The 24,908-nt window shown below is 41.5% G+C and carries 25 protein-coding genes and 1 riboswitch; of the genes, 2 read left to right on the forward strand and 23 right to left on the reverse strand.

Annotated features, from left to right (window positions below; translation table 11 throughout):
* Positions 1-96: 96 nt before the first annotated feature.
* The 8 genes from H7992_RS15085 to prsW form a co-directional block, all read right to left on the reverse strand.
* Positions 97-786, reverse strand: coding sequence for a peptidoglycan recognition protein family protein (locus tag H7992_RS15085; protein WP_187045136.1), 690 nt, complete (start codon positions 784-786; stop codon positions 97-99).
* 292 nt (positions 787-1,078) lie between these two features.
* Complete coding sequence (gene rpsA / locus H7992_RS15090) at positions 1,079-2,227, reverse strand: 30S ribosomal protein S1 (RefSeq protein ID WP_187045137.1); 1,149 nt, start codon at positions 2,225-2,227, stop codon at positions 1,079-1,081.
* A 78-nt stretch (positions 2,228-2,305) separates the two neighbouring features.
* A complete protein-coding gene (locus H7992_RS15095) occupies positions 2,306-2,890 on the reverse strand; it encodes a lysophospholipid acyltransferase family protein (protein ID WP_067210403.1) in 585 nt (194 codons plus the stop codon).
* Positions 2,887-3,564, reverse strand: coding sequence for a (d)CMP kinase (gene cmk / locus H7992_RS15100; protein WP_067210405.1), 678 nt, complete (start codon positions 3,562-3,564; stop codon positions 2,887-2,889). Before cmk ends, H7992_RS15095 begins: the two co-directional genes overlap by 4 nt.
* Positions 3,565-3,822: 258 nt before the next feature.
* Complete coding sequence (locus H7992_RS15105) at positions 3,823-4,464, reverse strand: flagellar brake protein (protein WP_187045138.1); 642 nt, start codon at positions 4,462-4,464, stop codon at positions 3,823-3,825.
* Positions 4,465-4,589: 125 nt separating this feature from the next.
* Positions 4,590-5,876 carry a PepSY1/2 domain-containing protein gene (locus tag H7992_RS15110; protein ID WP_187045139.1) on the reverse strand — a complete coding sequence of 429 codons (1,287 nt, stop codon included), beginning with the start codon at positions 5,874-5,876 and terminating at the stop codon, positions 4,590-4,592.
* 93 nt (positions 5,877-5,969) lie between these two features.
* Complete coding sequence (sleB, locus tag H7992_RS15115) at positions 5,970-6,734, reverse strand: spore cortex-lytic enzyme (protein ID WP_370570005.1); 765 nt, start codon at positions 6,732-6,734, stop codon at positions 5,970-5,972.
* Between the two features lie 101 nt (positions 6,735-6,835).
* On the reverse strand, positions 6,836-7,519 hold the full coding sequence (prsW, locus tag H7992_RS15120; RefSeq protein WP_067210413.1) for a glutamic-type intramembrane protease PrsW: 684 nt from the start codon (positions 7,517-7,519) through the stop codon (positions 6,836-6,838).
* A gap of 59 nt (positions 7,520-7,578) precedes the next feature.
* Between prsW and H7992_RS15125 the strand changes: the two genes are divergently transcribed.
* A complete protein-coding gene (locus H7992_RS15125; protein WP_187045140.1) occupies positions 7,579-8,517 on the forward strand; it encodes an asparaginase in 939 nt (312 codons plus the stop codon).
* A gap of 67 nt (positions 8,518-8,584) precedes the next feature.
* On the opposite strand, the gene H7992_RS15130 is transcribed toward H7992_RS15125, so the two are convergent.
* From H7992_RS15130 to H7992_RS15150, 5 genes are all read right to left on the reverse strand, one after another.
* Entirely contained in the window at positions 8,585-9,559 is a 975-nt protein-coding gene (locus H7992_RS15130) for a YpdA family putative bacillithiol disulfide reductase (RefSeq protein WP_187045141.1), read from the reverse strand.
* Positions 9,560-9,577: 18 nt separating this feature from the next.
* Positions 9,578-10,363 (reverse strand): metallophosphoesterase, encoded by a 786-nt coding sequence (locus tag H7992_RS15135; RefSeq protein WP_067210420.1) that lies wholly within the window; start codon positions 10,361-10,363, stop codon positions 9,578-9,580.
* A 222-nt stretch (positions 10,364-10,585) separates the two neighbouring features.
* Positions 10,586-11,248 carry a LysM peptidoglycan-binding domain-containing protein gene (locus H7992_RS15140; RefSeq protein ID WP_067210423.1) on the reverse strand — a complete coding sequence of 221 codons (663 nt, stop codon included), beginning with the start codon at positions 11,246-11,248 and terminating at the stop codon, positions 10,586-10,588.
* A 193-nt stretch (positions 11,249-11,441) separates the two neighbouring features.
* On the reverse strand, positions 11,442-12,878 hold the full coding sequence (locus tag H7992_RS15145; RefSeq protein ID WP_187045142.1) for a RecQ family ATP-dependent DNA helicase: 1,437 nt from the start codon (positions 12,876-12,878) through the stop codon (positions 11,442-11,444).
* Positions 12,878-13,918: a YpbB family protein gene (locus H7992_RS15150; RefSeq protein WP_187045143.1), complete on the reverse strand. Its 1,041-nt coding sequence runs from the start codon at positions 13,916-13,918 to the stop codon at positions 12,878-12,880. Before H7992_RS15150 ends, H7992_RS15145 begins: the two co-directional genes overlap by 1 nt.
* 109 nt (positions 13,919-14,027) lie before the next feature.
* On the opposite strand from H7992_RS15150, the gene H7992_RS15155 reads away from it, so the two are divergent.
* Complete coding sequence (locus tag H7992_RS15155) at positions 14,028-14,279, forward strand: ferredoxin (protein WP_067210431.1); 252 nt, start codon at positions 14,028-14,030, stop codon at positions 14,277-14,279.
* 203 nt (positions 14,280-14,482) lie between these two features.
* Here the strand turns inward: H7992_RS15155 and H7992_RS15160 are convergent, their stop codons facing one another.
* The 10 genes from H7992_RS15160 to H7992_RS15205 form a co-directional block, all read right to left on the reverse strand.
* On the reverse strand, positions 14,483-15,064 hold the full coding sequence (locus H7992_RS15160) for an ECF transporter S component (protein WP_187045144.1): 582 nt from the start codon (positions 15,062-15,064) through the stop codon (positions 14,483-14,485).
* A 209-nt stretch (positions 15,065-15,273) separates the two neighbouring features.
* Positions 15,274-15,405: riboswitch (FMN riboswitch) on the reverse strand.
* A 76-nt stretch (positions 15,406-15,481) separates the two neighbouring features.
* Complete coding sequence (locus H7992_RS15165) at positions 15,482-16,714, reverse strand: hypothetical protein (protein WP_187045145.1); 1,233 nt, start codon at positions 16,712-16,714, stop codon at positions 15,482-15,484.
* Entirely contained in the window at positions 16,680-17,243 is a 564-nt protein-coding gene (sigX, locus tag H7992_RS15170) for an RNA polymerase sigma factor SigX (RefSeq protein ID WP_187045146.1), read from the reverse strand. Before sigX ends, H7992_RS15165 begins: the two co-directional genes overlap by 35 nt.
* Before the next feature lie 45 nt (positions 17,244-17,288).
* Positions 17,289-19,073 (reverse strand): ATP-binding protein, encoded by a 1,785-nt coding sequence (locus tag H7992_RS15175; RefSeq protein ID WP_187045147.1) that lies wholly within the window; start codon positions 19,071-19,073, stop codon positions 17,289-17,291.
* Positions 19,066-19,785, reverse strand: coding sequence for a response regulator transcription factor (locus tag H7992_RS15180; protein WP_067210448.1), 720 nt, complete (start codon positions 19,783-19,785; stop codon positions 19,066-19,068). The genes H7992_RS15175 and H7992_RS15180 overlap by 8 nt, the downstream gene beginning before the upstream one ends.
* A 32-nt stretch (positions 19,786-19,817) precedes the next feature.
* A complete protein-coding gene (locus H7992_RS15185) occupies positions 19,818-20,135 on the reverse strand; it encodes a hypothetical protein (protein ID WP_187045148.1) in 318 nt (105 codons plus the stop codon).
* 268 nt (positions 20,136-20,403) lie between these two features.
* Positions 20,404-21,588 (reverse strand): c-type cytochrome biogenesis protein CcsB, encoded by a 1,185-nt coding sequence (ccsB, locus tag H7992_RS15190; protein ID WP_067210451.1) that lies wholly within the window; start codon positions 21,586-21,588, stop codon positions 20,404-20,406.
* Entirely contained in the window at positions 21,588-23,237 is a 1,650-nt protein-coding gene (locus tag H7992_RS15195) for a cytochrome c biogenesis protein ResB (protein ID WP_067210454.1), read from the reverse strand. Before H7992_RS15195 ends, ccsB begins: the two co-directional genes overlap by 1 nt.
* A 17-nt stretch (positions 23,238-23,254) precedes the next feature.
* Positions 23,255-23,785 carry a thiol-disulfide oxidoreductase ResA gene (resA, locus tag H7992_RS15200; protein ID WP_067210457.1) on the reverse strand — a complete coding sequence of 177 codons (531 nt, stop codon included), beginning with the start codon at positions 23,783-23,785 and terminating at the stop codon, positions 23,255-23,257.
* A 259-nt stretch (positions 23,786-24,044) separates the two neighbouring features.
* Positions 24,045-24,776, reverse strand: a complete 732-nt coding sequence (locus H7992_RS15205) for a pseudouridine synthase (RefSeq protein WP_067210459.1) — start codon at positions 24,774-24,776, stop codon at positions 24,045-24,047.
* Positions 24,777-24,908 lie beyond the last annotated feature (132 nt).

Below are 24,908 nucleotides of genomic sequence, written 5' to 3' on the forward strand. Positions count from 1 at the left end.
ACCGCTCCGCTGAAATCTTATACGTTCTTTTCTTTTGAAAATGACGACTGTCCTTGATGGATTTACCGCCTTTTGATCTTCCCTACCTTAATTACCTCATCTGCGCTGGTCAATAAAGACTTTTAGTGCGAGTGCATCATCTAGTGACAATTTACCTGCCCTAAAGTCCGTTAACCATTTGTCGGAAATTAAACCTTCTTTTACGGCATCCGACAAGTATTGTTCATAAGCAACTTTTAACGTTGCTGAGCTTGGATTAAACATGCGTGCATCCTCCTTTGGTAGCGTTGGGATATTCAATTCTGCCAGACGTTTAACTATGGCATTGCGAACGGTCGTCATACGCCCCTCATCTATGATACGGTGCGGACATTCTTTACCACTCCAATCCCGATGCCATTTAACACGATCTATACCCCAGCTGTATTGCTTAAGTATGCGTGCTATATAGTCGACGGCATTCGCTTCCGCATTAACATACTTTGGACCGCCTGATTGTGAGTAACAGATTTCAATCCCTATGGATTTCCGATTACCTGCCCCTTGACCATCCCCAGCGTGCCAACCGTTGCGTGTAAACGGGATAGCTTGCACTGCATGTTTATCATCGATTGCCACATGATACGACGTCGCAGTTGTGTTCCGCGTCATGAAAGCAATCTCGTTGATTGCCGTCGCATCATTGGCTGTATTGTGGATGGTGATGTATTCCGGCGTCATCGGATATGTTGCTTTCAGTGGATAAAGAGACGTCGGAATGTAGTTGTTGATTATTGTATATGGCATATTATTCACCTTCTTTTTTTACTAAAGCCCTGTCGGCGGAATAAAGGCCTCTTACTAATCCCCCACTTATCACGCCGACAAGAAAATACCTTGCTTACTATTATATGCAACTATTTAGACAACCCCTATGACAATTCCTACGTTATTAATTATCCCGGGATCGGGAATAGTATCATTTCCTATGCAACAAAAAAGATGATGATGCCCATAAGGGGCATCATCATCTTTTCAAATTCTCGTTCATTAAGTTCACAAATTAGTCACATCAAGTAAATTAAACAACATTTCTTAGTCAATCTTTAGTTGAAAAGTTCTTCAGCTGATCTCCGATGACATCACTCAATGAAAAACCTGATGCTTCTTCTGGCATCTCATAATTTCCATAAGAGTTATTGTCTTCTTTTTCAATAAGATCCTTAATGCTTAAAGATAGACGTTTATCGTCCGTATTGACTTCTAGTACTTTGACATTGATTTTTTGACCTTCTTTCAACACTTCATGCGGAGTACCGATGTGTTGGTGGGAAATACGCGAAATATGGACAAGGCCCTCGACGCCAGGGAACACTTCTACAAATGCACCATATGAGACGAGACGTTTCACAGTCCCCTCAAACTTAGATCCTTTAGGAGCCTTCTCTTCAATTCCTTCCCACGGACCAGCCAATGTATCCTTGATGGATAGTGAAATTCGTTCTGAATCACGGTCGATTGAAAGGATTTTCACATTCACTTTGTCGCCCTCTTTTAGAACGTCTGAAACTTTCTCGATATGATCATGAGAAAGTTGAGATATATGAACAAGTCCATCAATGCCACCGATATCAATAAAAGCACCGAATGTTGCAAGACGTTGAACAGTCCCCTCCAGTACTTCACCTTCTTTGAGATTATCCAAAACTTCACCTTTTTGTGATGCTTTTTCTTCTTGGATAACTGCACGATGAGAAAGAATTAAACGATTTTTTTCCTTATCCATTTCAACAATTTTAAATGTCATCATACGACCTTTATACTCTTCAAAAGTCTCGACGAAATAATCTTCGACAAGTGATGCCGGAATGAAACCACGTACACCAAGGTCAACAACTAGTCCGCCTTTAACAACGTCTTTTACTTCCGTTTCGATTGTTTCTTTATTATTGAATTTCTCTTCAAGAGAACCCCATGCATCTTCTGCATCGACTTTACGTTTTGAAAGGACATAATTATCTTCTTCCACTTTCGTGATAATCAGTTCAATTTCATCGCCTTCTGCAACTGCATCCTCAGCTTTTTCAATGTGAAGGCTCGATAGTTCGCTGATTGGAATAACACCATCAAAAGGTGCTCCCGCAATTTCAACTGTCACAGACTTTTCTTCGATTTTAGTCACTTTCCCAGTAACACGGTCACCTTCATTGTAGATGTTCGCTGCTTCTAAGTTCATGTCTTCAGTCATTATGTAGTCCTCCTTCATAAAGAATCCTACTTCTATATTATTCGAATCTATTCAAAATAACAAAAAATTACCCTTATCTTATTTATTTTGTTCGATAAGTTTTTGAATTTCACTCATGATGATCTCTGTCATGTCTTCAGCTGAAGTCCGACTTTCACGATAAGTTGTCAGATCTAACGGTTTACCATAGACAACTTTCAATCTTCTAAACACTTTGTAAGGCCCTATAATTGCACAAGGCATAACGACCGCATCGCCACCCTTCAGCGCGAAGAATCCTGCGCCTGCAAGCCCTTTACCAAGTTCCCCCGTCTTACTTCTCGTTCCTTCTGGAAACATCCCGACAACTTTTCCCGATTTAAGGATTTTCAATGTATTCCGGAATGCTTCCCTGTCACTCATACCCCGTTTCACAGGATATGCATTCACTTGCGGAAGAATACTTTTTAGCAATGGCATTTTGAATAACTCTTCTTTTGCCATGAAGTGAACAGGCCTAGGACAAGTACTACCGACAACCGGAGGATCGACATTATCGATGTGATTCGTGCAAAGCAGAACACCCCCTTCTTTCGGGAAGTTCTCCGCACCAATTACTTTAATGCGATATAACGGATAAAATATTGCACTGCAGAGCATTTTACCAAGTGGATATAAGTTCATAAGTTCATCCTCTTTTCTGCAAGTTCACTGATTTTTTCCGCCACATCTGTAATTGACATCGAAGTCGTATCGATAAGAACAGCATCTTCCGCTTGTCTGAGTGGAGACACTTCTCTTTCACTATCTGCGCGATCACGTTCAGCAATTTCAGCTTTCAATTGTTCAAGAGACGTTGTGAAGCCACGTTTTTCGTTTTCAATATGACGTCTCATCGCTCTCTCCTCAACAGAGGCTGTCATGAAAATCTTTAGTTCCGCATCCGGCAGGACAGCCGTCCCGATATCGCGCCCGTCCATTACAACACCTGCACCTATAGCTAGAATCCGCTGTTTATCAACCATCAGCTGACGGACACCCATATGAGTAGCGACAGAGGATACAGAAGCCGTCACTAATTGTGAACGGATGTCTTCTGTTACGTCTTTACCATCTACAATGACCGCTTGGCCGTTTATTGATGGCCTAAGAACTATCTCCGTCTCTTCCAATAACTTTTCAAGTTCTTGTCCATTCCTAGTATTTATGTTGTGAACTAACGCTTTATGCGTTAGTGCGCGGTACATAGCACCTGTGTCGATATACGTATAGCCCAATTTTTCAGCTGTGATTTTAGCAATTGTACTTTTTCCAGCCGCAGCCGGACCATCAATCGCGATTTTTATCTCTAATGCCATTTCATCTACCCCCGTAGTCAATTAGACAATATTGTATCATAAGAAGAGCGTAAGCGCCTGGGTAGACCCGAAAAGCGCTGGAGGGCCTTAAGATAAAGGCGCTTTTTGCCTTTAACTTAAGGACTGAAGCGACTCGAGGGTCTAGGCGCCTGGAGTCTAGACACCAAGAAAAGCGTAAGCGCCTTTGTTAACTGGCTGGAGTTTGGGCAATTAAAAAGGGAAAAGTCTCATTCACACAGACTTCCCCCCAACTAAATTCTATTTTTCATTTCTCATTTGCAACTGCCGTTCAAAACAGAATCGGATAACGTATTGACGCTCAACTTGATTGATTGTCTCAAATTGTAATGAGGCAATTAGTCTGCCATCTTTCTCAAAAACCCTTATAACCCGTGCATCAGCTTTGACATATTTAATTTCACGGTTCATGAAAGGTAGCACGATGGTCAGCGATAACAGCTCGTCTTCTTTGAAAGTGTCGGGGTTAAGGAGAGTTAGCGCGACTCCGCCTGCGCTAAGGTCTGCCGCCACAAACTGGCTGAAGCGTCCATCTTTCTCAACAGCAATATCAATTGCTGATTCTACCCGTACAAATTCACGTCGTTGAATCTTGATAAGCTGTTCATCACCAGGATAGGATAATTTAATCATTGGAATTCCCTTATTAAGGCGGCCGCTCACTTCAGCCCGGAAAGCATAAGACATTTTCATACTATCTATGAATGTAACGTGCAACTGCGTGCCATCCATAAAAAATGCTGTCCGTCCCGTCTCAATATGGCTTGGGTAGTCAATCATTACGAAACCGTCTCCTATATCAACCACTTTACTTTTGAACTTTTCGCTATCTTTTGTAAAGTCTTTATCGATAACAATAATCGTCCCAATCGAAAGTAGCATATTAAAGCACCCGCCATCCCTATGTCATATGGTCTAGCTTCAGGCGCTATCGGCGCGTGTCGCTATTCATAGATACTATTATGTCATGACGGGATGGAAATTCCAATGACTATTTACACTTCATTTTACTGTAATTTCTCGGTTTTGATCACTTCAGAGGTCTCCGTATCAACGATTACTGCATATGTGCCTATTTGCCCATTCTCATTTATCGTAACTGTCAAATAGTGCGTTAGCCTTTGTTCTAACCGATCATTTTCAACATATGCATATTCTTCTTTGACAATTTCGACGCCCGAATGGAAAAATGTCTTCCAATTCTTCTTCGTGATCGGCTGTCGTTCAGTCTTCTCTTTCCGAATATACTCGGAAGCATCCAGACCAACGATGCCCGCATTATCTTTTGCAATCTTTAAATGGATTACATCTGAAAATACTTTCGCTCCATATTCCGGTTCTACTCTGACAAATACCATATGCCAAGCCGTATTATTTTCCCTTGCTTCCTCGTAAACAAGGTCCTTATAACCTGCATCTTTTAAAAACGTCTCTGCTTTCTTTTTAAGTTCGTCAAACGGCTGAATCCCCTTGCCAAATGGCCTTTCTGTAAGGAATGAAAGGACATGCCCCCCTTTTTCCGTGATATCAATATAACCGACTGACTCAGCTTCGGCAAAACGAATGTGATAAAACGGATAAGGTGAGCCTGGTTGACTCATTTCTACACCGATAGTCTCATTAGATAGGTGTGGAAAAAGTTTTTTGAACTCAGCTATGGCCTCTTCCCGAGTCACTTCAGGATCCGCAATATTTTTCAAATCTTTTTTCTTCATAGAATCCGACTCACTTGCTGTCAGTGGGAAATCACTCTCCGTATACTGTTTAACACTAGTACCCATAGCGGTCCAATCATGGCCTGAATCAGCAACATCCAATCTCTGTTTCCAACCGTCTATCGATAAATTCCCACTTACCATGCCCGCAGTTGCCACTTGCCACTCATCCGCCATTGAGCGAAGGTTCTTAGAAGCCAGCTCCATAACCCGGTGATATTCGACGTTATCGGCTACACGAGTTGCTTCCTTGGCATAATTACCAAGACGTCCAAGATAATTCAACCACGATGTTGAAAAGCTTGGATCCATCGGTAATGAAGAAACAGAGTTTTTAATATCGGATGACAGACGCCAAATGTCATCTCGCGCTTTTGAGGATCCATCCGCCTCATTAAATAATAAAGTCTTTTTCACCGCATTATCCAATTCTTCCAGTTTCTCCGATGCATCTGTCATTTTACTGGCGTATTGTCCACTTAGTGCGATAGATAATTGTTCATTTTCAGCTGCTTTACCGTAAGAAAAGATTGAAAGTGCTGCTATTGAGTACACTAATACAAAAATCATTTTTTTCATATTTCGGCAAAATATCGCCGGAAACTTTCGTTGTTTCCGGAAAATTCCGCCTCCCCTCCTTTATCACTAGTTTTCAATACTTTTCCGTATTGATTAATTGGCAAATATATGCAAACCAATTTTTTTAATTTGAGGTCGTGACCAAATCCACTTGCTCGTCGCTGTAATTGGATTGAAGTAGTAAATTGCATTTTCGGAAGGATCCCATCCATTAATAGCATCGAGAACGGCTTCTTTTGCCCGTTCGTTCGGTGTTAGCCAAATTTGCCCGTCAGCGACCGCTGTGAAAGCAAGCGGTTGAAAGATGACACCGCCAACTGTATCTGGAAAATCTGGATGTTCAACCCGGTTCAATATGACTGCAGCTACTGCAACTTGCCCTTCGTACGGTTCTCCTCTTGCCTCACCATAGACAGCATTCGCCATCAGCTTAAGATCCTGATCCGAATATTTTGCTGGCAATTGGATATTTTCCGTTTTACCCGCTCCTTGACCTACCTGAGATGCAAGCGGTTTACTTCCGTAATACGTGAACTTATTCCCTTTATTCAAATTATCTTTTACGAACTTCTCATCATACTGTGATGCATCCACCAATTTTTTCCGAGTCTTCAATCCTGCAATTCCGTCTACCGGAAGTCCATACTTCTCTTGGAAATTGCGCAATGCCCAATAGGTTCCATAGCCAAATGTTCCATCAATCGTCCCAGTGTAATAACCAATATACTGAAGTCTCGACTGCAGCTCGATTACATCATCTCCAAATGCGCCGCGTGCGACATTTTGGGAACTGAATGCTTTTATTTGGACAGGTGAGGTTGCATAAGCACATCCAAGGAGCAAGATGATTGTTATCATACGGATGACCAGTTTTTTCACTTTCATTCCTCCTTTTTCTATAGTTTGTCCAAAATCAGCAATATTATTAACAAATAAAAAATGATCCAGCTAAAGCTGAATCATTTTGTGTTTGTTCGTGCTTTGCGTCTGAATTGCTGCATTGCGAACGTATGTGCATATTTAACTCTAGTTAAGCCAAACCACCAAAGAAACAGCATGAAAGGAATAATCAGATAGAGCCAGAGATTATCTACAGCGAGGATGCCATTATAGATGAAGTGAAGACTATATGGGGCAAGGAATGCTAGAAACAAATACATATTGATGTTTGATTCTACTGCAAATTTTGCTCGGCCAAAATAATAGCCCATTACTACACCGAATAGTGCATGACTGGAAACCGGCAATAAAGCCCGAAGAAATGCGGTGTCCGCTCCAAATGTAAGTAGATAAATAATATTTTCAACCGTCGCAAAACCTAATGACACGCTGGCACCATATAAGATCCCATCGTATGCATCTTCAAATTCAACATGCCTATAAATGGCAAGCAACAGGATGAGCCATTTAAAGAACTCCTCAAGTCCACTTGTAAAAATAACATTCCGAATGAAAAAGTGGGAGAAGATGTTTTCCTCTTCAAATACGTGTTGGATAAACATTATCGGAAAAGTCATGATAGCGCCGTATATGAATGTATGAAATAATGTAAGTGATGGTTCTTTCGCAATCTGTTTTCTCAAATAAAAATAGCTAAAGAGCGCCAATCCCGGCGCAATCGCTACAGTGAACAATATGAACATCGGCCGGCCCCCATTTTGCTTTATTATACCATGATTTCCCTTAAACAGGAGGAACTACTATGAAGAAAAACATTCTGCTTGTTCATACAGGCGGTACGATCTCAATGGAACTGGATACCAAAACCGGCGGAGTAATGTTAAGTGCTGCAAATCCTCTCGCATTAGAAATAGACAACATCCAGCAATTCGCCAACATAACAGAAGTGGAAGCTTTTAATTTACCTTCTCCACATATTACACCAGCACGAATGCTTGAACTCGAAGAGCTGATCTCCCGTCTGACGGAGAATAATTCCTTTGATGGTATTGTCATTACACATGGCACAGACACGCTTGAAGAGACAGCGTATTTCCTTGAACTCTCAACAAATTTCAATATCCCAATTGTATTGACGGGTGCAATGCGTTCTTCCAATGAAATTGGATCGGACGGCGTCTATAACCTGATGTCAGCTGTCAGAGTTGCCGCAGCAGACGACGCAAACGGTAAAGGGGTACTCGTCGTACTTAATGATGAAATCCACACAGCGACGAATGTGACGAAAACACATAGCAGCAGTGTCTCTACTTTTCAAAGTCCGCAATATGGACCCATCGGCATTGTAACGAAGTCAGCCATTCATTTCCACCATGCACCATTATCAAGAACCTATCTCCCTGTCGTGTCCATCAACAAAAAAGTAGCCATGTTTAAAATCTATGCCGGAATGGAATCCGACTTGCTTGTTTCGATATCTTCTCTTGGCTATGACGGTGTCGTACTTGAAGGACTAGGACAAGGGAACGTCCCACCTGATGTGGTCGGCGGAATCAGACGTCTACTTTCTGAAGGTCTTCCAGTCATCCTAGTTTCCCGATGCTTCAATGGGATTGCACAGGATATTTATGCGTATGAAGGCGGAGGTAAGATGCTGAAAGATATGGGTGTACGCTTCGAACACGGGCTAAGTGGCCAAAAAGCACGCTTAAAACTATTACTCGAACTTTGTACGAAGTAAAATTGTTGTAGATGTAAATGTCAAAAAGCTGCCCTTCAACCTGTTTTCCTAGATTGAAGGGTAGCTTTTATTTTACACTATTTTGTTTTGCATCAATCGTACGCGCAATTATTTCACCATGAAACTTACCATTTTCGATGAAAATCTCATTGGCATTGTTCCCCGCAGCAATAACACCTGCAATAAAGAGCCCTTCGACATTCGTTTCCATTGTTTCTTCGTCAAAAGAAGGGCGACCGCTTTCTTCTTCAATCGAAATACCAACCTTTTTTAGGAAAGTGTAATCGGGATGATAGCCAATCATTGCGAAGACATAATCATTTTCAATGTCAAACAATTCCCCTGCGATATCAATCGTGACGGAAACATCCGTGATTTTGACAACATCCGCATTAAAATGCATGGCAATTTCACCACTACGAACAAGGCTATCGAAACCAGGTAAAATCCAGGGCTTAACACTTGGTGAATAATCGGAACCGCGGTAAACAACTGAAACCAGTGCCCCAGCACGTTCCAATTCGAGAGCAGCATCGATGGAAGAGTTCTTTCCTCCAATTACAACCACTTTTTTTCTGAAGTAAGGATGTGCCTCTTCAAAATAGTGGAAGACATTCGGGAGGTCCTCCCCTTCAATACCGAGATGATTTGGATTGTCGTAGTAGCCAGTCGCGATTACCACATTAGTTGCTAAATACTCGTCTTTATCCGTCAAAACATGGAATCCCGTACTTATTTTCGCAACATCAACTACCTTTTCAAAACTATTGATAGGAATTTCTTTCAGTTCCGCAACTTTCCGGTAATAAACAAGTGCGTCATTCCGCTTTGGTCTATCTATAGCCGTTATAAATGGAATATCCCCTATAGACAACTTCATACTTGAACTGAAAAACGTCTGATGCGTCGGATAATGATAAATCGAATTGACTATATTGCCCTTTTCGATAACAAGAACATCCAGTCCCTGTTTTTGCAGTTCTATTGCTGCTGACAGGCCACATGGACCTCCCCCTACCACTATTACATCTTTTTGTATCATTTTATTTAATACACTCCTTTAGTACACTTCTCCATAATTTATGACGATGACGTGACATTCAGGCGCCGCACCAAGCCTCAGTGGCAACGTAGACGTGCCGTATCCATTACTTATTAGCTTCGCTCTACCCTTCTTCAATCGGAACGATCCTTTTTCCTGTAGACCGTATTTCCCGATTCGAATTTGTCCGCCATGTGTGTGCCCCGCAAGCATCAATCGAGGCTCATATAACTGCTCCACTTTCCTAAAAAGCGAAGGCGTATGCGTGACCAAAATAACATTGTCATACTGACTGACAACACGGAGGGTCGAGTCAATATCGACATTACGACTTGACGGATCGTCCGTTCCAGCTATACCCCAACGCGGATGTCCAGGAATAACACTACTTTCGTTGTCAAGGATTTTCCCGCCATAACGAGTAATAATCTCTCGCATTTCTTCTTCTCCAACTTCACGGTCATTATTACCCCAAACATAAAATAACGGTCCCAATTGCGCTAACTTACGGATATTTTCAGCTATCCGTACTAGTGGTACTCCTCTTTCAGCTAGATCACCGCCAATGATAACAATATCGATATCATGGGCAGATTGAACTTTCGCTAGCAATTTATCATCGATTTTACGCCGATGGATATCTGAAATGAAAAATACCGACATTTTTTTGTCAGCCTGACTATCAGACGCGACATTCATATTATGGTAAATAACATTCCGTCTTCTAGCACTCATAAACATATATATTAAAAATCCAATCATCAGCGAAACAGATGACCATATCATTTTATTAACCGTAATCATGCCCACCTTTCATATGATAAGCGCAAAGTGCCGTGTAGATGCGACAGGCACAGGGCGGACCGGCGAAGCGGCATTCTTTTGCCGATTTGCCGGGTTCACTTATGACCCGAACGTCTGGCGCTTGGAGCTTGACACAGTTCCGTGTCAAAAAACCCAGATTTCCCTATTATCATAAGAAAAAGGCAAAGAATCTATACTTCGCCTTTTTCATACTGCTATTCCTCAAGGAATGACAAGTCTCTGTCCAACCCCAATTTCATTCGATGTTAAGCCGTTTGCGCTTTTGATTTTTTCGACGCCTCCACCGTTACCATAATATTTCAAAGAAATACGATAAAGGTTTTCATTACTACCAACCGTATGCGTTTTTGCTACTGGTTTAGACTCCGGTTTTACTTCCGGTTTCTTCTCCGGCTTCGTTTCTACTTTTACTTCTGGTTTCTTTTCTGGTGTTGGATTGACATTCACTACTGGTTTAGATACTGGCTTCTCCTCAACTTTTGCTTCAGCTTCAGTTTTCACAGCACTCTTTTCGTCCTCATTACTAGTTGCTTTTTTTTCATCGTCTTTATCAGCATCAGCAGTTTTTTCAACTGGCTTTTCACTGTTCATTTCAAAGAGCGTGCCGGTTTCCCCACCTTTTGCTGACGTACGATCACCCGGAGTATAAAAATCGGAAATAATATACACTAAAATGAGTACCGGAATAAGTGTGAATAACCCAAGAATAACATTAATCATCGTATGGCTGGATTTCTTTTTAGGTTTACGACCTTTCCTATGCAATTCGCTACGCGATGGAAGCTTGCTAACCTCATGACCATCGTCTAGACCGATTTCCTTCCTGTGCTCTTCAAAGTCAGTCTTATAATCATCATTTTTCATCGCTACATTCTCCTATCACATCGTGCTATTCTTTCATTATGACGAATTTTGTCGTAAAAATCAAATACACCTTGCTGTATTTGCACCAACAGGATATTGGTTACTCAGAGGGGCGATTGAACTGCAACTTTCCTTGTTCCACGAGTCATCAGGCATAGTTCTTCAGAATGAAGTTAAATGGACAACGGATCTGTTATCCAAGAAGCCCCGTCAACCTTTCCTCCCAATCCACCATTCGTTTATCCAACACGATTGTTTTTTGTACATCAAGCTTTAGACCATCCGCTGTTCCACAAACCGAACAGCAAAACTTCGGTTTCATTCCATATGCCTCGCCGAAAAAACCTAAAATCTCTTCCCGAATACATCTTTCAGAATGAACTAATCGAAGCATCGTCTGTAGTTGCGCTTCTTTTTCACGTATCAATTCAGACATACGAATAATGACATCTTCAATCGGCATCCGTTCGATGTAGTAGTCTATGACACGTTTTCCTGTTTCGCTAATCCGTGCCAGTTCAGCTGCTTCAGCAGGCGGATAGTTCTCTACGAGAAGACTTTTATAGTGCTTGATTTCCCATTCTTGAGGGAGATCGTCTTGGATAATGAAACGCGTTCTTCCTTCGTCATCGGACGAAAAAAGTAACGTCGCTGCCGCTAAATCACCATCACGTCCCGCACGCCCCACTTCCTGAATGTAACTTGCGATAGCTTGAGGTACATGTTCATGGATCACTTGACGGATATCGTCTTTATGTATACCCATTCCAAACGCATTTGTAGCACATATCCAGCTAATTTCACCAGTGATAAATTGTTCCTGAATGAACGCTCGATCTTCTTGCTCTTTGCCGGCGTGATAAGATGCCACAGAAACACCCTCCAGCTGAAGAAGCTGAGATAGTTCATCAGCCCGCTTTCGCGATGCCACATAAATGATTCCAGGACCCGCCGTCGTTACTATACGATTCTTAATCCACTCCGTTTTCATCATCCCATTATCAACTTTGACAATTGAATAAGAAATATTAGGGCGGTCCAACGAATGTTGATGAATTGCAGGCATTTGAAGTTGCAGATACCTGCAAATATCAGCCTTTACTTTATCATCGGCCGTTGCGGTAAGAGCCAAAATACCTGGTCGATTCAATCCTTCAAAAAATTCTCCTAGCCGCAAATATTCTGGTCTAAAATCAAATCCCCATTGAGAAATACAATGAGCCTCATCAACAACAATTAACGACAACTGAATGTTACGAAAATGAGCAGTCACATTTTTTTGCAACAACATTTCAGGTGATATAAAAATGAATTTATAGCTGCCTAATTCCCCCATTATTCTGTTTTTCTCCGAATAAGAAAGAAATGAGTTTAACGCAACAACCCTTTTTTCACCGTTCCTTTTCATGATTGCCACCTGGTCTTCCATCAACGCAACGAGTGGTGAAACGATTAAGACAGTACCTTCAAGTACATAGGCAGGTAATTGGTAGCAAAGTGACTTCCCTATACCTGTAGGTAAAATTGCAATCGTGTCCTTGCCCGCAATCACATCTCGAATGACATCTTCTTGTCCTGCCCTGAATTGATCAAAACCGAATCTCTCTTTTAATAATTTGTGAATAGCCATTAGTTGCCCCCTCCCGTCCGCGCACCTAAGATGAGACGAAGTTGAAAATAGGAAAGCGTTTCGAATTCAGATTTCAGCAAGCGAAGTCTACGGGTTCCAATTTCCTTCACTTTTCCAGCTACTGCTTCTGCATCTTCCTCAGAAACAAACTGTGTTAGCGGAAATTCTGTATCATTAATAGACATTTCTACAAAATGATCTTCAATTGTACTCTGTTTCAAGTTGCGCGCCATCGCAATTTCTTCAAGAGAAAAGCCACGATCAAAAAGTTGCTTCGTTTTTACAGAGGAATCCGTCAAATATGTCGAAACCTTGACGCTTTCAGCTATTTTTCGCAAAAAAGGCAAATCAGGAGACAGAATAATGACAGCAAGCATCATATGTAGACCTTCTATAAATAGTAGACGGATATCGAATGGATTTAGTTTCAAATTATCTGCTAACTGATCCCATGTCCAGCCTGTCAGTCCGAAACCACTTAAGCGATGAGTGATAATTGTTTTTTGTCTTTCATCCATTTCACTTCGAGTAATACATAGCCGAATTTCTTCGCTGACGCCTTTAGCAAATACTGGATCACTGATTCGCTGATTATGTAGTAGCATTTTAACAAAAGTTTGAATATCACGGTCTTTTTGAGCGGGCATAAACGATTTTTCCTTTGCTTTGAAATTCGAAACCGTCTGCACAACAAGCGATAACCTTCCGAAAAAAATCATTTCCTTTCCTCTATAATCCCAGCCGTTAAATCGGTAGGACGGTAATTTGCCAACTTCCACGCGACCTTGCTCCGTCAGTTTGACGAAAGAATCATCCATTGTTGAGATGAAACCCCTATCACTTAACTGTTTAGCCGCCTCATCGAATCGTTCAGCTGTCAGTTTTGGTACAATACCAAAGAATTCCTTCAAACCATAATATTCAACATCTTGCAGTGTTTGTCCCGATCTTTTGCCGCGTAATAGGTGAAGTCCCGCATAGATTGTTCGTTCACCGTCTATTCTGCCTATGATGGTTAATAGTATTGAAGATAGTTTCATTTTGAATTCCTCCGATTAACAAATGTTTTTTGTTGAAAACTCTTGTCAACATCATTAGAATGAAAGGTGAAGTAAATTGTTTGTACGGAGAAAAGAGGAGAGAAAGACTATGCCTAAATATACAATCGTTGATCAGGATACATGTATAGCGTGTGGTGCGTGTGGAGCTGCTGCCCCGGATATATACGATTATGATGATGAAGGAATTGCTTATGTTATCCTCGATGATAACATGGGAACAGCTGAAGTTCCAGAAGAACTGATGGAAGACCTAGAAGACGCTTTCGATGGCTGCCCAACCGATTCTATCAAAACCGCCGACGCACCATTTGATGGCGATGCACTTAAATACGAAGATTAACTAGGCAATCGCTGTCGATAACAGAAGTCGCTTTAAAACTACGACAACTTGTCGTGCGGGCTTCCAGACAGACGTTACTCTACAATAGTGTTAAAGACTCGTGAGTGGCTCTACCAATTGGCTGAGAGACCACTGTCACGAAGCTAGATAAATCGAACGTGGAAAGGTCGTCCTGGAAAATCCCGGGACGACCTTTTTTTATATTATGAAGTTAATTGGGTACGCTGTTGTGCAATCCATTTTTTCATACTCTTGAAAAGCAGCATGGAAATAATCATTAGCATAATTCCCTTGATCAAGTTAAATGGTAGAACTCCTAAAACAATAAAAGTAGCTAACTCATTCCCTGCCATGGCTGGGAAATTCATGAAATACGTATACATTGGTAAAAACAGTAGGTAATTCAAGACACTCATGCCAATAGCCATCGAGACAGTTCCAGCAATGAGGCCTCCAGCTAGACCAATAGATGTTTTAAATTTATTAAAGATAAAATAAATCGGCATTATGAAAAGCACGCCTGTTGCAAAGTTTGCAATTTCACCAACAGGAACACCTGTCGGGCTACCTGACATGAACCAGTGCATTATATTTTTAAGCAGTTCGACCGTAATACCTGCTACAGGTCCCATCGTCATTATTGCCAAAACCGCTGGAATCTCACTGAAATCAATTTTCAGGAATCCAGGTAGTGCAGGTAATGGGAAGTTAAACTGCATCAAAACAGTTGCAATACTCCCTAACATCGCGATGAGAATCATCTTTCGCAACTTTTTGTTATTCATTTGTTCCTCTCTCCTTTTGCGATTCACTTCAAAAGAGGAAAGGCCGTTCCACCTTGTTTATGTCGACAAAAAATCCCAAAAGCAAATAAGCTCGAGGGATTTGAAAGGTATACTCAAATAGAGAGTAGAAAAGAGACTATTTCTTTCTCTTTTAACCCACATTTAAATAAGCACCTCTTTTTGTAGACAACACAAAAAGATGGCCGCACCTTCACCTTCTCCCATCCAGACTATACTGTCGGCTCCGGAATTACACCGGTATCAGCTGTTAAGCTCGCGGGCTTGGAAAGTGACTTTCCTTTACCGCCGGTCGGGAATTACACCCTGCCCCGAAGATGAATCAATATTTTGTTACAACCTTATTGTATACAAAAAAAAGACCTTTGTAAACAAGGCTGTTTACAAAGGTCTTTCTATTTACTTCAATATAAGTGGAAGTGGATTAGATCCAACCGGTACCGGTAAAGGCTGGCTGAAGTTAAAACCGTTCCATTCTTCTTGAACGACATTTTCGAATTGAAGCTGTTCACCAAAATCAGCTGCTGTCAGGAGCATGCCCTCAATCATTTGCATCGCTTTTTCCGGCTCCATCGCGTCCAAATCCAGTGGTTGTGTGAATTTGATGGTCGTCAATTTGTCATCTGCCTTTACTTCAAAATTTAAAGTACTTGGAATGACTGGCTTGAAAACATCATTCGGCTTCACTTTCATTTGCTGTAATGCCTCGTTCAACGATGGCTGCGGTTGGGAAAAGTTCGATGTAAGAAACTGCTGTCCATCTTGTTGTTCAAACATATAGTAATTCAAATGATTACGACCACTTTTCAAAATCAACGGTGTGCTCGGTTGACCTACTTCAGAGAACATGGTCGCAGTTCCATCCTCGTTCTCAAATCGGACCTCCTGATAACCGTAAAACGTATCTTGTAAAGAGTCGAGATAGACTTCCATCGATCCCGAACCTATGTCATAACCATGACCTTGCGGTAGCTGGTGGATAATTACATGATCCTCTGCGGCTATATTGCCTTTATAAGGATGGTACTCTTGAAAACCCAGTGCACTTTCATCGAGACGACTCGCATACTTTTTGTACAAATCATAACTCGTTGGCTCCAAGAAACCAATATCCTCATTGATTTGACTGTTCGGAATGATAAATGTAACGGCAATGCTTAAAGCTTGATCACCTGCAAGACCTAAATGGAATAGTGTACTATCGGTAACGTCTTCGGAGTAGACAGCAAAATGGTGTGTCCTCCCTGTTTCAGATGCCATCTTAGTAGAAAATCCATCCATTGTGCCCATTTCCGCTTCTTCATCCGTACTCGATTCATTTTCCAAACTCGCACCTCTTGCAGAAGGCTCGGCGTCCTCACTTTGCATCATTTTATTGTCGGTACTTTGATCCTTCATTGACAATTCATTTTCACCAAACATAGAAGGAACCAACAGGCCGATAACAAGCAAAGCAGCAACAGCGACAAGTGCTGGCATCCATTTCTTTGATTTTTTACGGTGAGGCGTATTCAGCCGTTCATCTTGCTTCAGCCGCGCCAGTATTTCCGACATTGGACGATTATCTGATATGTCAGGCACATCACCGAGGAGTTTTTCAATCTTGTTGTCGTTCCAATCTTTGTGGGTCATCTAGTTTCCCCCCTTCTGTCGGAAGAGCATTCAATTTCTTTTGTAATGCTTTGATTGCCCTATGTTGTGTTGTCTTCACTTTGCCTTCTGTCCAGCTAAGAATTTCGGCTGTTTCAGCTATGGAAAGATCTTGGAAATAGCGCATGATGATAACCATTTTCTGATCACCAGTACATGTATTAAGTGCTTGCAGCAGCTCTTGCATCTCTTCACTGAGTGTTACGATTTCTTCCGGCAGGATACCTGTCGATACGAGTTCGCTCTTTTCCCAGTCGAATTTATCGAACAGATGCTTTTTACGAACTGTAATTTTCCTGAAATGGTCGATTGCTACATTTTTAGCAATTGAAAAGAGCCATGTCTTCTCGGAACTTTTCCCCTCAAAACCGGCGTAGGCACGCAGTACCCTCACATAGACTTCATGCATGAGGTCCTCAGCATGGTCACGGTCTCTCGTCAAATAGATAAGAAACTTGAACACATCCTGATGGTACTGTTCGTAAAGCCGATGGAAAACGGAGTCGTCCATGAAATACCCCCGTTCTATCAATTAGTCGTATTTCAAGCTATTAAGTTACATCTTTTTTAAGGGCAATATGCAACTGAAAATCGTTCCTTCAGTGTCGCCTTTTGTTGCAGCGATCTTGCCACCATGTGAGTCGATAATGCTTTTCGCGATGGCGAGTCCAAGACCTGTTCCACCTTTTCCTCTAGTTCTCGCTTTATCTGCTTTGTAAAAACGTTCGAAGATATACGGTAAGTCCTCTTGCGGAATTCCAACACCTGTATCTGTCACTGTTATTTCAATCATATCAACTTGTTTTTGTATTCCAAGTCTAACACTTCCCCCATCAGGTGTATGGCGGATTGCATTGTCTATTAAATTCGTCAATACTTGCTCCATACGGTCTTCATCTACATTTGAAATGAGTACTGTATCTTCCAAGAATTCGAAAGTCAAATCGACATTTGCTTCACGCGCAACTTGCATGAATTTATTGACTATCCGGTCGAGAAAAGGAATCATCGATAGATCGTCTTTGTAAAGTCGCATATGTCCTGATTCCATCCTTGCAAGATCGAGAAGATCCGTCACAAGTCGGCCCATCCTTTTCGATTCATCGTGTATGATCTGTACCATTTCGTCGCGCTCTTCATCACTTGTTATAACTCCATCAATAATGGCTTCACTATACCCCTGCAACATAGATATCGGTGTCCGAAGTTCATGAGATACATTTGCTATGAAGTCGGATCTAAGTTTCTCAAGCTTATGCTGATCTGTCATATCACGTAAGACAGCAACTGCCCCACGAATACTATTTCCGCTATACAACGGGCTAATAGAGATTCCATAAAACTGTCCACCTAATTCTAATTCATCTTCAACTTCCTCAGCGAACGTAATAACATGTTCAAGCATATGAAAAATCGCCGGTGGGATATGATGGTTACCCTCTTGTGCGCCATTTTTAAAATACCAATTCTGCAATAACTGTTCAGCTTGTGGATTACTTAGCAGGATTGTATAATCTCGATTAAATGTAATGACAGCATCAGTCATCGATGTAAGGATGCTTGAAAGCTGCTCTTTATCCTGATTAATAAGTTCAACGTGATATTTAAGCTGTCTACCCATCTGATTGAATGCAGTTGCAAGCTGGCCAATTTCATCATTTTGCATTACAGGCAATCTTGTATCGAAATTCCCTTTCGATAATTCAAATGCCGCCTGCCTCAATCCACGTAAAGGGGAAGTAATTCTTGTTGACAGGAAAAAGGCGAAAAATGTTGTTAAAATAAAGGCAATAAATGCTGATAAGAATACGATACGTGTAGTACTTTCTGTTGTCCTATGGACGGCTTCAAGGCTTTGATAAATGATAACTGAGCTACCGAGTTGCTCTCCTTTTTCAAGTGGATAGGATAGAACAAGGTATTGTTCCATGACATTCTCTTCATTAATCGAAGGTAAGATCATCTCTTTTACAACTTGTTTATTATTCTTTTCAGCTGCATAAAACATGGATTCATAGAGCACTTTATTTTCTATTCTATCCTTGTTCAATCCTTTATGGAATGAATGCGTAACTTCCCCATTGGTATCGACAATCATCGCATTCGTTTCGTCGTCAAGAATGTCATCAATAATCAAGTTCATCGAAGTTTGACTTTCGTGATCATTAACAATTTTCCCGATCGTTGTTGCTTCCCTTCGCAATGATTCCTCAGCCTGTTGTGTATGGAAGTCATCTAGGAATTCAAGGAGCAAGGCCGTAACAATAAATAATACAAAAGAAACGAGAAGCAATATGGTTGCCCATAGCTTCCCGACAATTGAATTCCATATTCTATTCATTAGGAATCTCGAACTTGTAACCGACTCCCCAAACAGTAACAATCATTTTTGCTGCTTGTTCAGAAACGCGGCTCAGCTTTTCACGTAGCCGTTTGACATGCGTATCTACTGTACGGAGATCTCCGAAAAATTCATAATGCCACACTTCTTTTAACAGCTGCTCTCTGTCGAATACTTTGTCAGGCGACTTCGCAAGAAAATAGAGCAATTCGTACTCTTTCGGCGTCAGCCCAACTTCTTCTCCTTCAGCTGTAACCCGGTGTGCATCGTGATCTATCGTTAATTGAGGGAAGACGACCAAGTCCTTCGATGTAGATGATGAAGCGGCACCTGGAAACGTAACAGACCTTCTAAGAATTGCTTTAACCCGCAGAACAACTTCACGCGGACTAAAAGGCTTCACTATGTAATCATCAGCACCCGACTCAAAACCAGTTACTCTGTCTGACTCTTCGCCTTTTGCCGTCAGCATCATGACAGGCGTCATAATTTTCTTTTCTCTTAGTTCTTCTAGCACTTCTAATCCATCTTTTTCAGGCATCATCAAATCGAGTAAAATACAATCATAGTTATTCACAAGCGCTTTTTCGAGTGCATCCGCGCCATCGACAGCCTCTTCGACTTCATACCCTTCACGAGTAAGATACATATTTAACAGACGACGGATTCTTTCCTCGTCGTCTACTACTAACAACGTCACTTTTTCTTCCATAAATGATTACCCCTTTCAACTAGCTACTATCCTCATTGTACAAGTCGTTGTGCAAAAAAGAAACAGAAAAGCCGTAGCGACGTTCTTAAGCGCAACTTCAAAATGGCGAACCGGTGTCTAGTAAGATCAAAAGTGAACACACAACCAAGCATATACTTTCGCCAACCGATCATAATCGACGCATGACCAAGCATATACTCTTGACTACCGATCATAAACCCCACATGAACGAGCATATAACCTTGCAACCAATCATAAACGACACACAAACGAGCATAACCTTGCAACCGATCATAATCGGCGTACGAACGAGCATATAACCTTGCCAACCGATCATAATCGACACACACCCACCATATACCCTTGCCAACCGATCATAATCGACACACACCAAGCATATACCCTTACCAACCGATCATAAACGGCCCCAAGCACTTGACTTGAAACCTCGAAGTTACAACACATTGACATTACCGAATCTTATAATCCCCCTTTATATATGTTGAGCCAATGTATAGCATAAACTAAGCACCGAAGTAGATTTGAAGGGGATTTTTATTTTCACTTATAAAACAAAAAAACTGCCTAGTAGTTAGATAACTACTAGGCAGTTCTCGCTTAAGCGTATGAATGCAACCCTGCGATGATCAAATTCACGGCAATCAGGTTAAACATAATGATGACGAAACCGATAACCGCAAGCCATGCCGATTTTTCGCCATCCCAACCGCGTGATAAACGCACGTGAAGGAATGCAGCATAGAATAACCATGTGATAAGGGCCCATACTTCTTTTGGATCCCATCCCCAGAACCTTGACCACGCTTCGTGAGCCCAGATCATTGCGAAAATGAGAGCACCTAGTGTAAAGATAGGGAAACCAATCATAACCGCACGGTATCCAATTTCATCCATTAGTTGCGAATTCGCTTTTTTAGCGAATGGCTGCAACAATGCCGCAATTGGACGACGGAAAATGAGTCTAAGAATCAAGTAGAGAATGATTCCGCTTGCGATTGACCAGACGAACGTCGTCAGCGTCTTCGCATTGACGATTGGTGGCATTTCAGCCCAAGGCGTCATCGCGTCCGGTGTTAGCGATTCATAGCCAGACATACCGAAAAGTGGTGGATAATTGTACTCAATTTTAGCAGCTTGTTCATTTTTATCAATATAAGTGAAATGTGCTTCATAGCCAGTCAATTTAAACGTTGACGAAGATAATACGAAACCGACTACTAAGATAAGCGTGAAAATAACCGCCTCTAGCCAGAACCGCTGTTTCGACTTTTTCGTCAAATCGATATTCTTCAATAAATAGATTAACCCAGCTACGGCACTAATCGCGAGGATCGATTCACCAAGTGCAGCTGTAATTACATGAACTGTCAACCAGTAACTTTTCAGTGCTGGAATAAGTGGTGTAATTTCCTTCGGGAACATACTTGCATAGCCGATAATAATAATCGCAATCGGCAAAGCAAACAAGCCGAGTGATGGTGTTCTATATAAGTAATACAGAAGAATGAATGCCCCAACGAGCATCATCCCAAAGGCAGTCGTAAATTCGAACATATTACTTACTGGTGCGTGACCTGATGCAATCCAGCGTGTGATGAAGTAACCTACATGGGTAATGAATCCGATGACCGTGATGGTAATCGCAATTTTTCCCCAACGGTTATTTTTATAAGATGCTTCAGATTTAGCGCCTTTCACCGCGCCGCCAAAAAATAGCGTCGCGACGAGGTAAGCGATAAATGAAACTAACAGCAAGTTAGCGCTTAACGATGCAAGTCCCATTATACTTTGTCCACTTCCTTATCTCGCAAGATAGATTCCTTGTCCTGTCTGTCTTCATAGGACGGTAAATTAGCAACGTCTTTCACTTGATCTAACTCTTTTTTCAAGGAGAACCAGTTTTTATTCGTATGTCCTGCAACTAGTAGCTCTCCATTAGGTCCTTTTTGAATCCAGATTCGTCGATGATTCCAATAAGATCCTTGCGAAACACCAATCATAAAGATAATTCCTCCTAGTAAAAGGAGATATAATGTTTTATCTTTGCGTACTGTCAGCCCAGATATATCACGGGTTTCTGCACTAACGAATTTCACCTTATAATCGTTGACTTCCGTTTCAAGCGTTTGTTTGATGGCGACGAAACTCATCTCGCCGTCCGGCTTGGCTGGGGTCACCATTTTAAAGATGAATGCTGGATTATTCGGTACTGGAGATTTCGATTTCGGTTCTCCGTCTTCAATCCCGTCATAATCCGGATAATAATCGCTCAAAATAACGCGCGCGCCATTATCAAGTTCATATTCACGTTCCGGATTAGTAAGATCGACTGTAAACTCCCCAAGTGAAGATTCCGTAGCTTTTTCAGTTAATTGGAATGTCATCGATTTTAATTCATCTAAACGAAAATCCATTTGGAAAACGTTGAATCCATCAAATTTCAATGGCTTATTAACAATGATAGAGTATTCTTTAACGAAGTCCATTTCATCAGATCCTGGAAGACCGCCTTCAGGTGTCTGATATAGAGCGACATCCGTCTGATAGTTTTTCGCAATCATGCCGACACGTTCAAGCGCATCGCCGAATACCTCATCAGCTTCCTCTTTCGTGTAGTTTTCCATAATGAAATTTTTGCTTTCCAAATAATAACCTTCTGCACCTGGAATAGAGCGTGTTTCCCCTTCGCGAATCCACATTGTTTCATCAACATAAAACCCAGGGATACCGCGCAGTAGAATACCAAACAGAAAAATGATAAGTCCTAAATGATTGACGTACGGACCCCATCTTGAAAAACGGTTTTTCTCTGCAAGCAAAGCTCCGTCTTCGATTTTCACATTGTAACGAAGTTCCTTCAGTTTCCCCTCAGCTTTTATAAGTGCAGCTTCTGGGTCTTCCGATGGTCCTTCACCATAGACTCGTTGTTTTTTCATGAATGAAGGATGGCGTTTTGTACGTTGCCTTTTCAATGATTTATAAAGCGGTATAACTCGGTCGACACTGGCAATAATGATGGAAGTTCCAAGCATCCCGACCAACGTAATGAACCACCAGCTATTATACATGTCATGAAAACCAAGTTTGTAATAAATCGTGCCTGCCAATCCATAAAGCCGTTCGTAGTAAGCTGCATACTCCGCCTCAGTTGACGCGGCTACATACAGTTTCTGTGGAAAAATAGTGCCTATCGCAGCAGTTGCGAGAACGGCAACGATAATACTAATTCCAATTTTTACACTCGAAAAGAAATTCCATATTTTATCGATGATCGACCGTTTATATGTCTGCGATCTTCTTGCCGCACCTTCGTAACGCATGTCGACAAGTTTGCTTTCTTTCGCTTCTTCAGTCTGCGGTCTACCACATCGCTCACAAAGCACTGTGCCAAATGGATTATCATGACCGCACTGGCATTTGATTTTGCTCATTTTGGATTTACTCCTTATTAGGGTTGAATGCTTTCCATGAGTGAAATTATCTCATTTTCAGACATTTCCCTTGTTATAATTTGTTCGATTTTGCCGTCTTTATTGATAAGGAAGGTCGTAGGAAGTGGCACTATATTATAGACTTCCTTAACGCTCTTATCTTTATCAATAGCGATTGGGAAAGACAGGCCATACTGGTCTCTGAACGTTTCAACCTTCAAATTAGACTCTGCGATATTGATGGCAAGGATATTGACACCTTTTTCTTCGAATGCTTTATGTTGATTTTCCATGTATGGCATTTCTTTTTTACATGGTCCGCACCAAGTTCCCCAAAAATTCAAGAAAACTCCCTCACCTTTATAATCAGAAAGTCGTTGTTTGTTACCTTCCAAATCGACAAGCTCAAAATCGGGTGCTTTATCTCCAACTGCTAATACCTTCACTTTATCTTTTGAAGCGATTGTATAGACAACTGCCGAGACGAGAAGTAACAGGACGATTGTCCTTATAATAAGACGTGTTTTCTTTTGATCCGCCTTAGCCATACGTAATGCCTCCTTACAATAAATAAGTTCTGCCTTTAATTATAACAAATAGACCTTTGTATAAACGCATCATAATTGAAGGGATTGTGAACAATTGCCGTAATCAGTAGAAGTCTCCTACTAGTTACGGCAAGCCCCAGGCGGATGTCACAAATTTTGACAGGAGTTTGGGAAGGCAACCTGAGTTCGCCGCGTCCTGCGGCTACAAGCGCAATTCAAAATTTAGGCGCAATTAAATCGAGGTGCAATTGACTCACAATCAGCCTATTTTACCTGTTTCCGCGAGTACACGTAGCTGTTTCACTTCATGTTTTGTTAATTCCCGAGCTTCTCCAGCATTCATTCCGTGAGTTGTTACGTTACCAAATGATTCCCTGCGAAGTTTTTGGACCGGACATCCAATTGCATCGAACATACGGCGTACTTGACGATTTCTTCCTTCATGTATTGTAATCTCAATAAGCGCAGTTTCAGTTTTTTTATCTACTGACTGCATTTTTATATGTGCAGGGGCAGTTTTACCGTCTTCTAGGTCAATTCCAGTCTCAAGTTTGCGCAACGCTTCACGACTAGGGATTCCTTTTACTTTTGCAATATACTTTTTCTTAATACCGAATTTCGGATGCGTCATTAAGTAAGAGAAATCGCCATCATTCGTCATGATAATAACACCGGATGTATCATAGTCTAGACGTCCAACCGGAAAAATCCGTTGTTCGATTTGCGGGAATAGGTCTAACACCGTCTTCCTGCCTTTCTCGTCATCCACTGTCGAAATGATTCCTCTTGGTTTATATAATAAGAAATAGACGTAAGTCTCTTTAACAAGCTGAACTCCTTCAACTTCTACACGATCCGAACTAGATACCTTTGTTCCAAGCTCTGTTACGACGACACCGTTCACTTTCACTTTTCCTGCAACAATTAGTGTTTCTGATTTTCTACGTGATGCCACGCCTGCTTGTGCCAACACTTTCTGTAATCTTTCCATTAAGTCACCCCATCTTCATTCTGTAAGAAAAGCGGAAGGCGCCCGCTAGACGCGATGGTCATAAGTCAATCCAGCGACGTGGCGCTCTTTGCCACATAGCTGGATTGCTTATGAGCCAAGCGGCTGGCGCCT

Source organism: Sporosarcina sp. resist (assembly GCF_014302295.1).
In the GTDB taxonomy this organism is placed as follows: Bacteria; Bacillota; Bacilli; order Bacillales_A; family Planococcaceae; genus Sporosarcina; species Sporosarcina psychrophila.

Excerpts from the sequence above, each read along its gene's own strand:
- H7992_RS15205 (WP_067210459.1), bottom strand. The coding sequence starts at position 24,776 with ATGGAAAGATTACAGAAAGTGTTGGCACAAGCAGGCGTGGCATCACGT.
- H7992_RS15095 (WP_067210403.1), bottom strand. The coding sequence starts at position 2,890 with ATGAACTTATATCCACTTGGTAAAATGCTCTGCAGTGCAATATTTTAT.
- resA (WP_067210457.1), bottom strand. The coding sequence starts at position 23,785 with ATGGCTAAGGCGGATCAAAAGAAAACACGTCTTATTATAAGGACAATC.
- rpsA (WP_187045137.1), bottom strand. The coding sequence starts at position 2,227 with ATGACTGAAGACATGAACTTAGAAGCAGCGAACATCTACAATGAAGGT.
- H7992_RS15140 (WP_067210423.1), bottom strand. The coding sequence starts at position 11,248 with ATGAAAAATGATGATTATAAGACTGACTTTGAAGAGCACAGGAAGGAA.
- H7992_RS15125 (WP_187045140.1), top strand. The coding sequence starts at position 7,579 with ATGAAGAAAAACATTCTGCTTGTTCATACAGGCGGTACGATCTCAATG.
- H7992_RS15145 (WP_187045142.1), bottom strand. The coding sequence starts at position 12,878 with ATGGCTATTCACAAATTATTAAAAGAGAGATTCGGTTTTGATCAATTC.
- sleB (WP_370570005.1), bottom strand. The coding sequence starts at position 6,734 with ATGATAACAATCATCTTGCTCCTTGGATGTGCTTATGCAACCTCACCT.
- H7992_RS15160 (WP_187045144.1), bottom strand. The coding sequence starts at position 15,064 with ATGAATAACAAAAAGTTGCGAAAGATGATTCTCATCGCGATGTTAGGG.
- H7992_RS15135 (WP_067210420.1), bottom strand. The coding sequence starts at position 10,363 with ATGATTACGGTTAATAAAATGATATGGTCATCTGTTTCGCTGATGATT.
- cmk (WP_067210405.1), bottom strand. The coding sequence starts at position 3,564 with ATGGCATTAGAGATAAAAATCGCGATTGATGGTCCGGCTGCGGCTGGA.
- H7992_RS15180 (WP_067210448.1), bottom strand. The coding sequence starts at position 19,785 with ATGGAAGAAAAAGTGACGTTGTTAGTAGTAGACGACGAGGAAAGAATC.
- H7992_RS15105 (WP_187045138.1), bottom strand. The coding sequence starts at position 4,464 with ATGCTACTTTCGATTGGGACGATTATTGTTATCGATAAAGACTTTACA.
- ccsB (WP_067210451.1), bottom strand. The coding sequence starts at position 21,588 with ATGGGACTTGCATCGTTAAGCGCTAACTTGCTGTTAGTTTCATTTATC.
- H7992_RS15085 (WP_187045136.1), bottom strand. The coding sequence starts at position 786 with ATGCCATATACAATAATCAACAACTACATTCCGACGTCTCTTTATCCA.
- H7992_RS15110 (WP_187045139.1), bottom strand. The coding sequence starts at position 5,876 with ATGAAAAAAATGATTTTTGTATTAGTGTACTCAATAGCAGCACTTTCA.
- H7992_RS15155 (WP_067210431.1), top strand. The coding sequence starts at position 14,028 with ATGCCTAAATATACAATCGTTGATCAGGATACATGTATAGCGTGTGGT.
- prsW (WP_067210413.1), bottom strand. The coding sequence starts at position 7,519 with ATGTTCATATTGTTCACTGTAGCGATTGCGCCGGGATTGGCGCTCTTT.
- sigX (WP_187045146.1), bottom strand. The coding sequence starts at position 17,243 with ATGGACGACTCCGTTTTCCATCGGCTTTACGAACAGTACCATCAGGAT.
- H7992_RS15175 (WP_187045147.1), bottom strand. The coding sequence starts at position 19,073 with ATGAATAGAATATGGAATTCAATTGTCGGGAAGCTATGGGCAACCATA.
- H7992_RS15150 (WP_187045143.1), bottom strand. The coding sequence starts at position 13,918 with ATGAAACTATCTTCAATACTATTAACCATCATAGGCAGAATAGACGGT.
- H7992_RS15130 (WP_187045141.1), bottom strand. The coding sequence starts at position 9,559 with ATGATACAAAAAGATGTAATAGTGGTAGGGGGAGGTCCATGTGGCCTG.
- H7992_RS15195 (WP_067210454.1), bottom strand. The coding sequence starts at position 23,237 with ATGAGCAAAATCAAATGCCAGTGCGGTCATGATAATCCATTTGGCACA.
- H7992_RS15165 (WP_187045145.1), bottom strand. The coding sequence starts at position 16,714 with ATGACCCACAAAGATTGGAACGACAACAAGATTGAAAAACTCCTCGGT.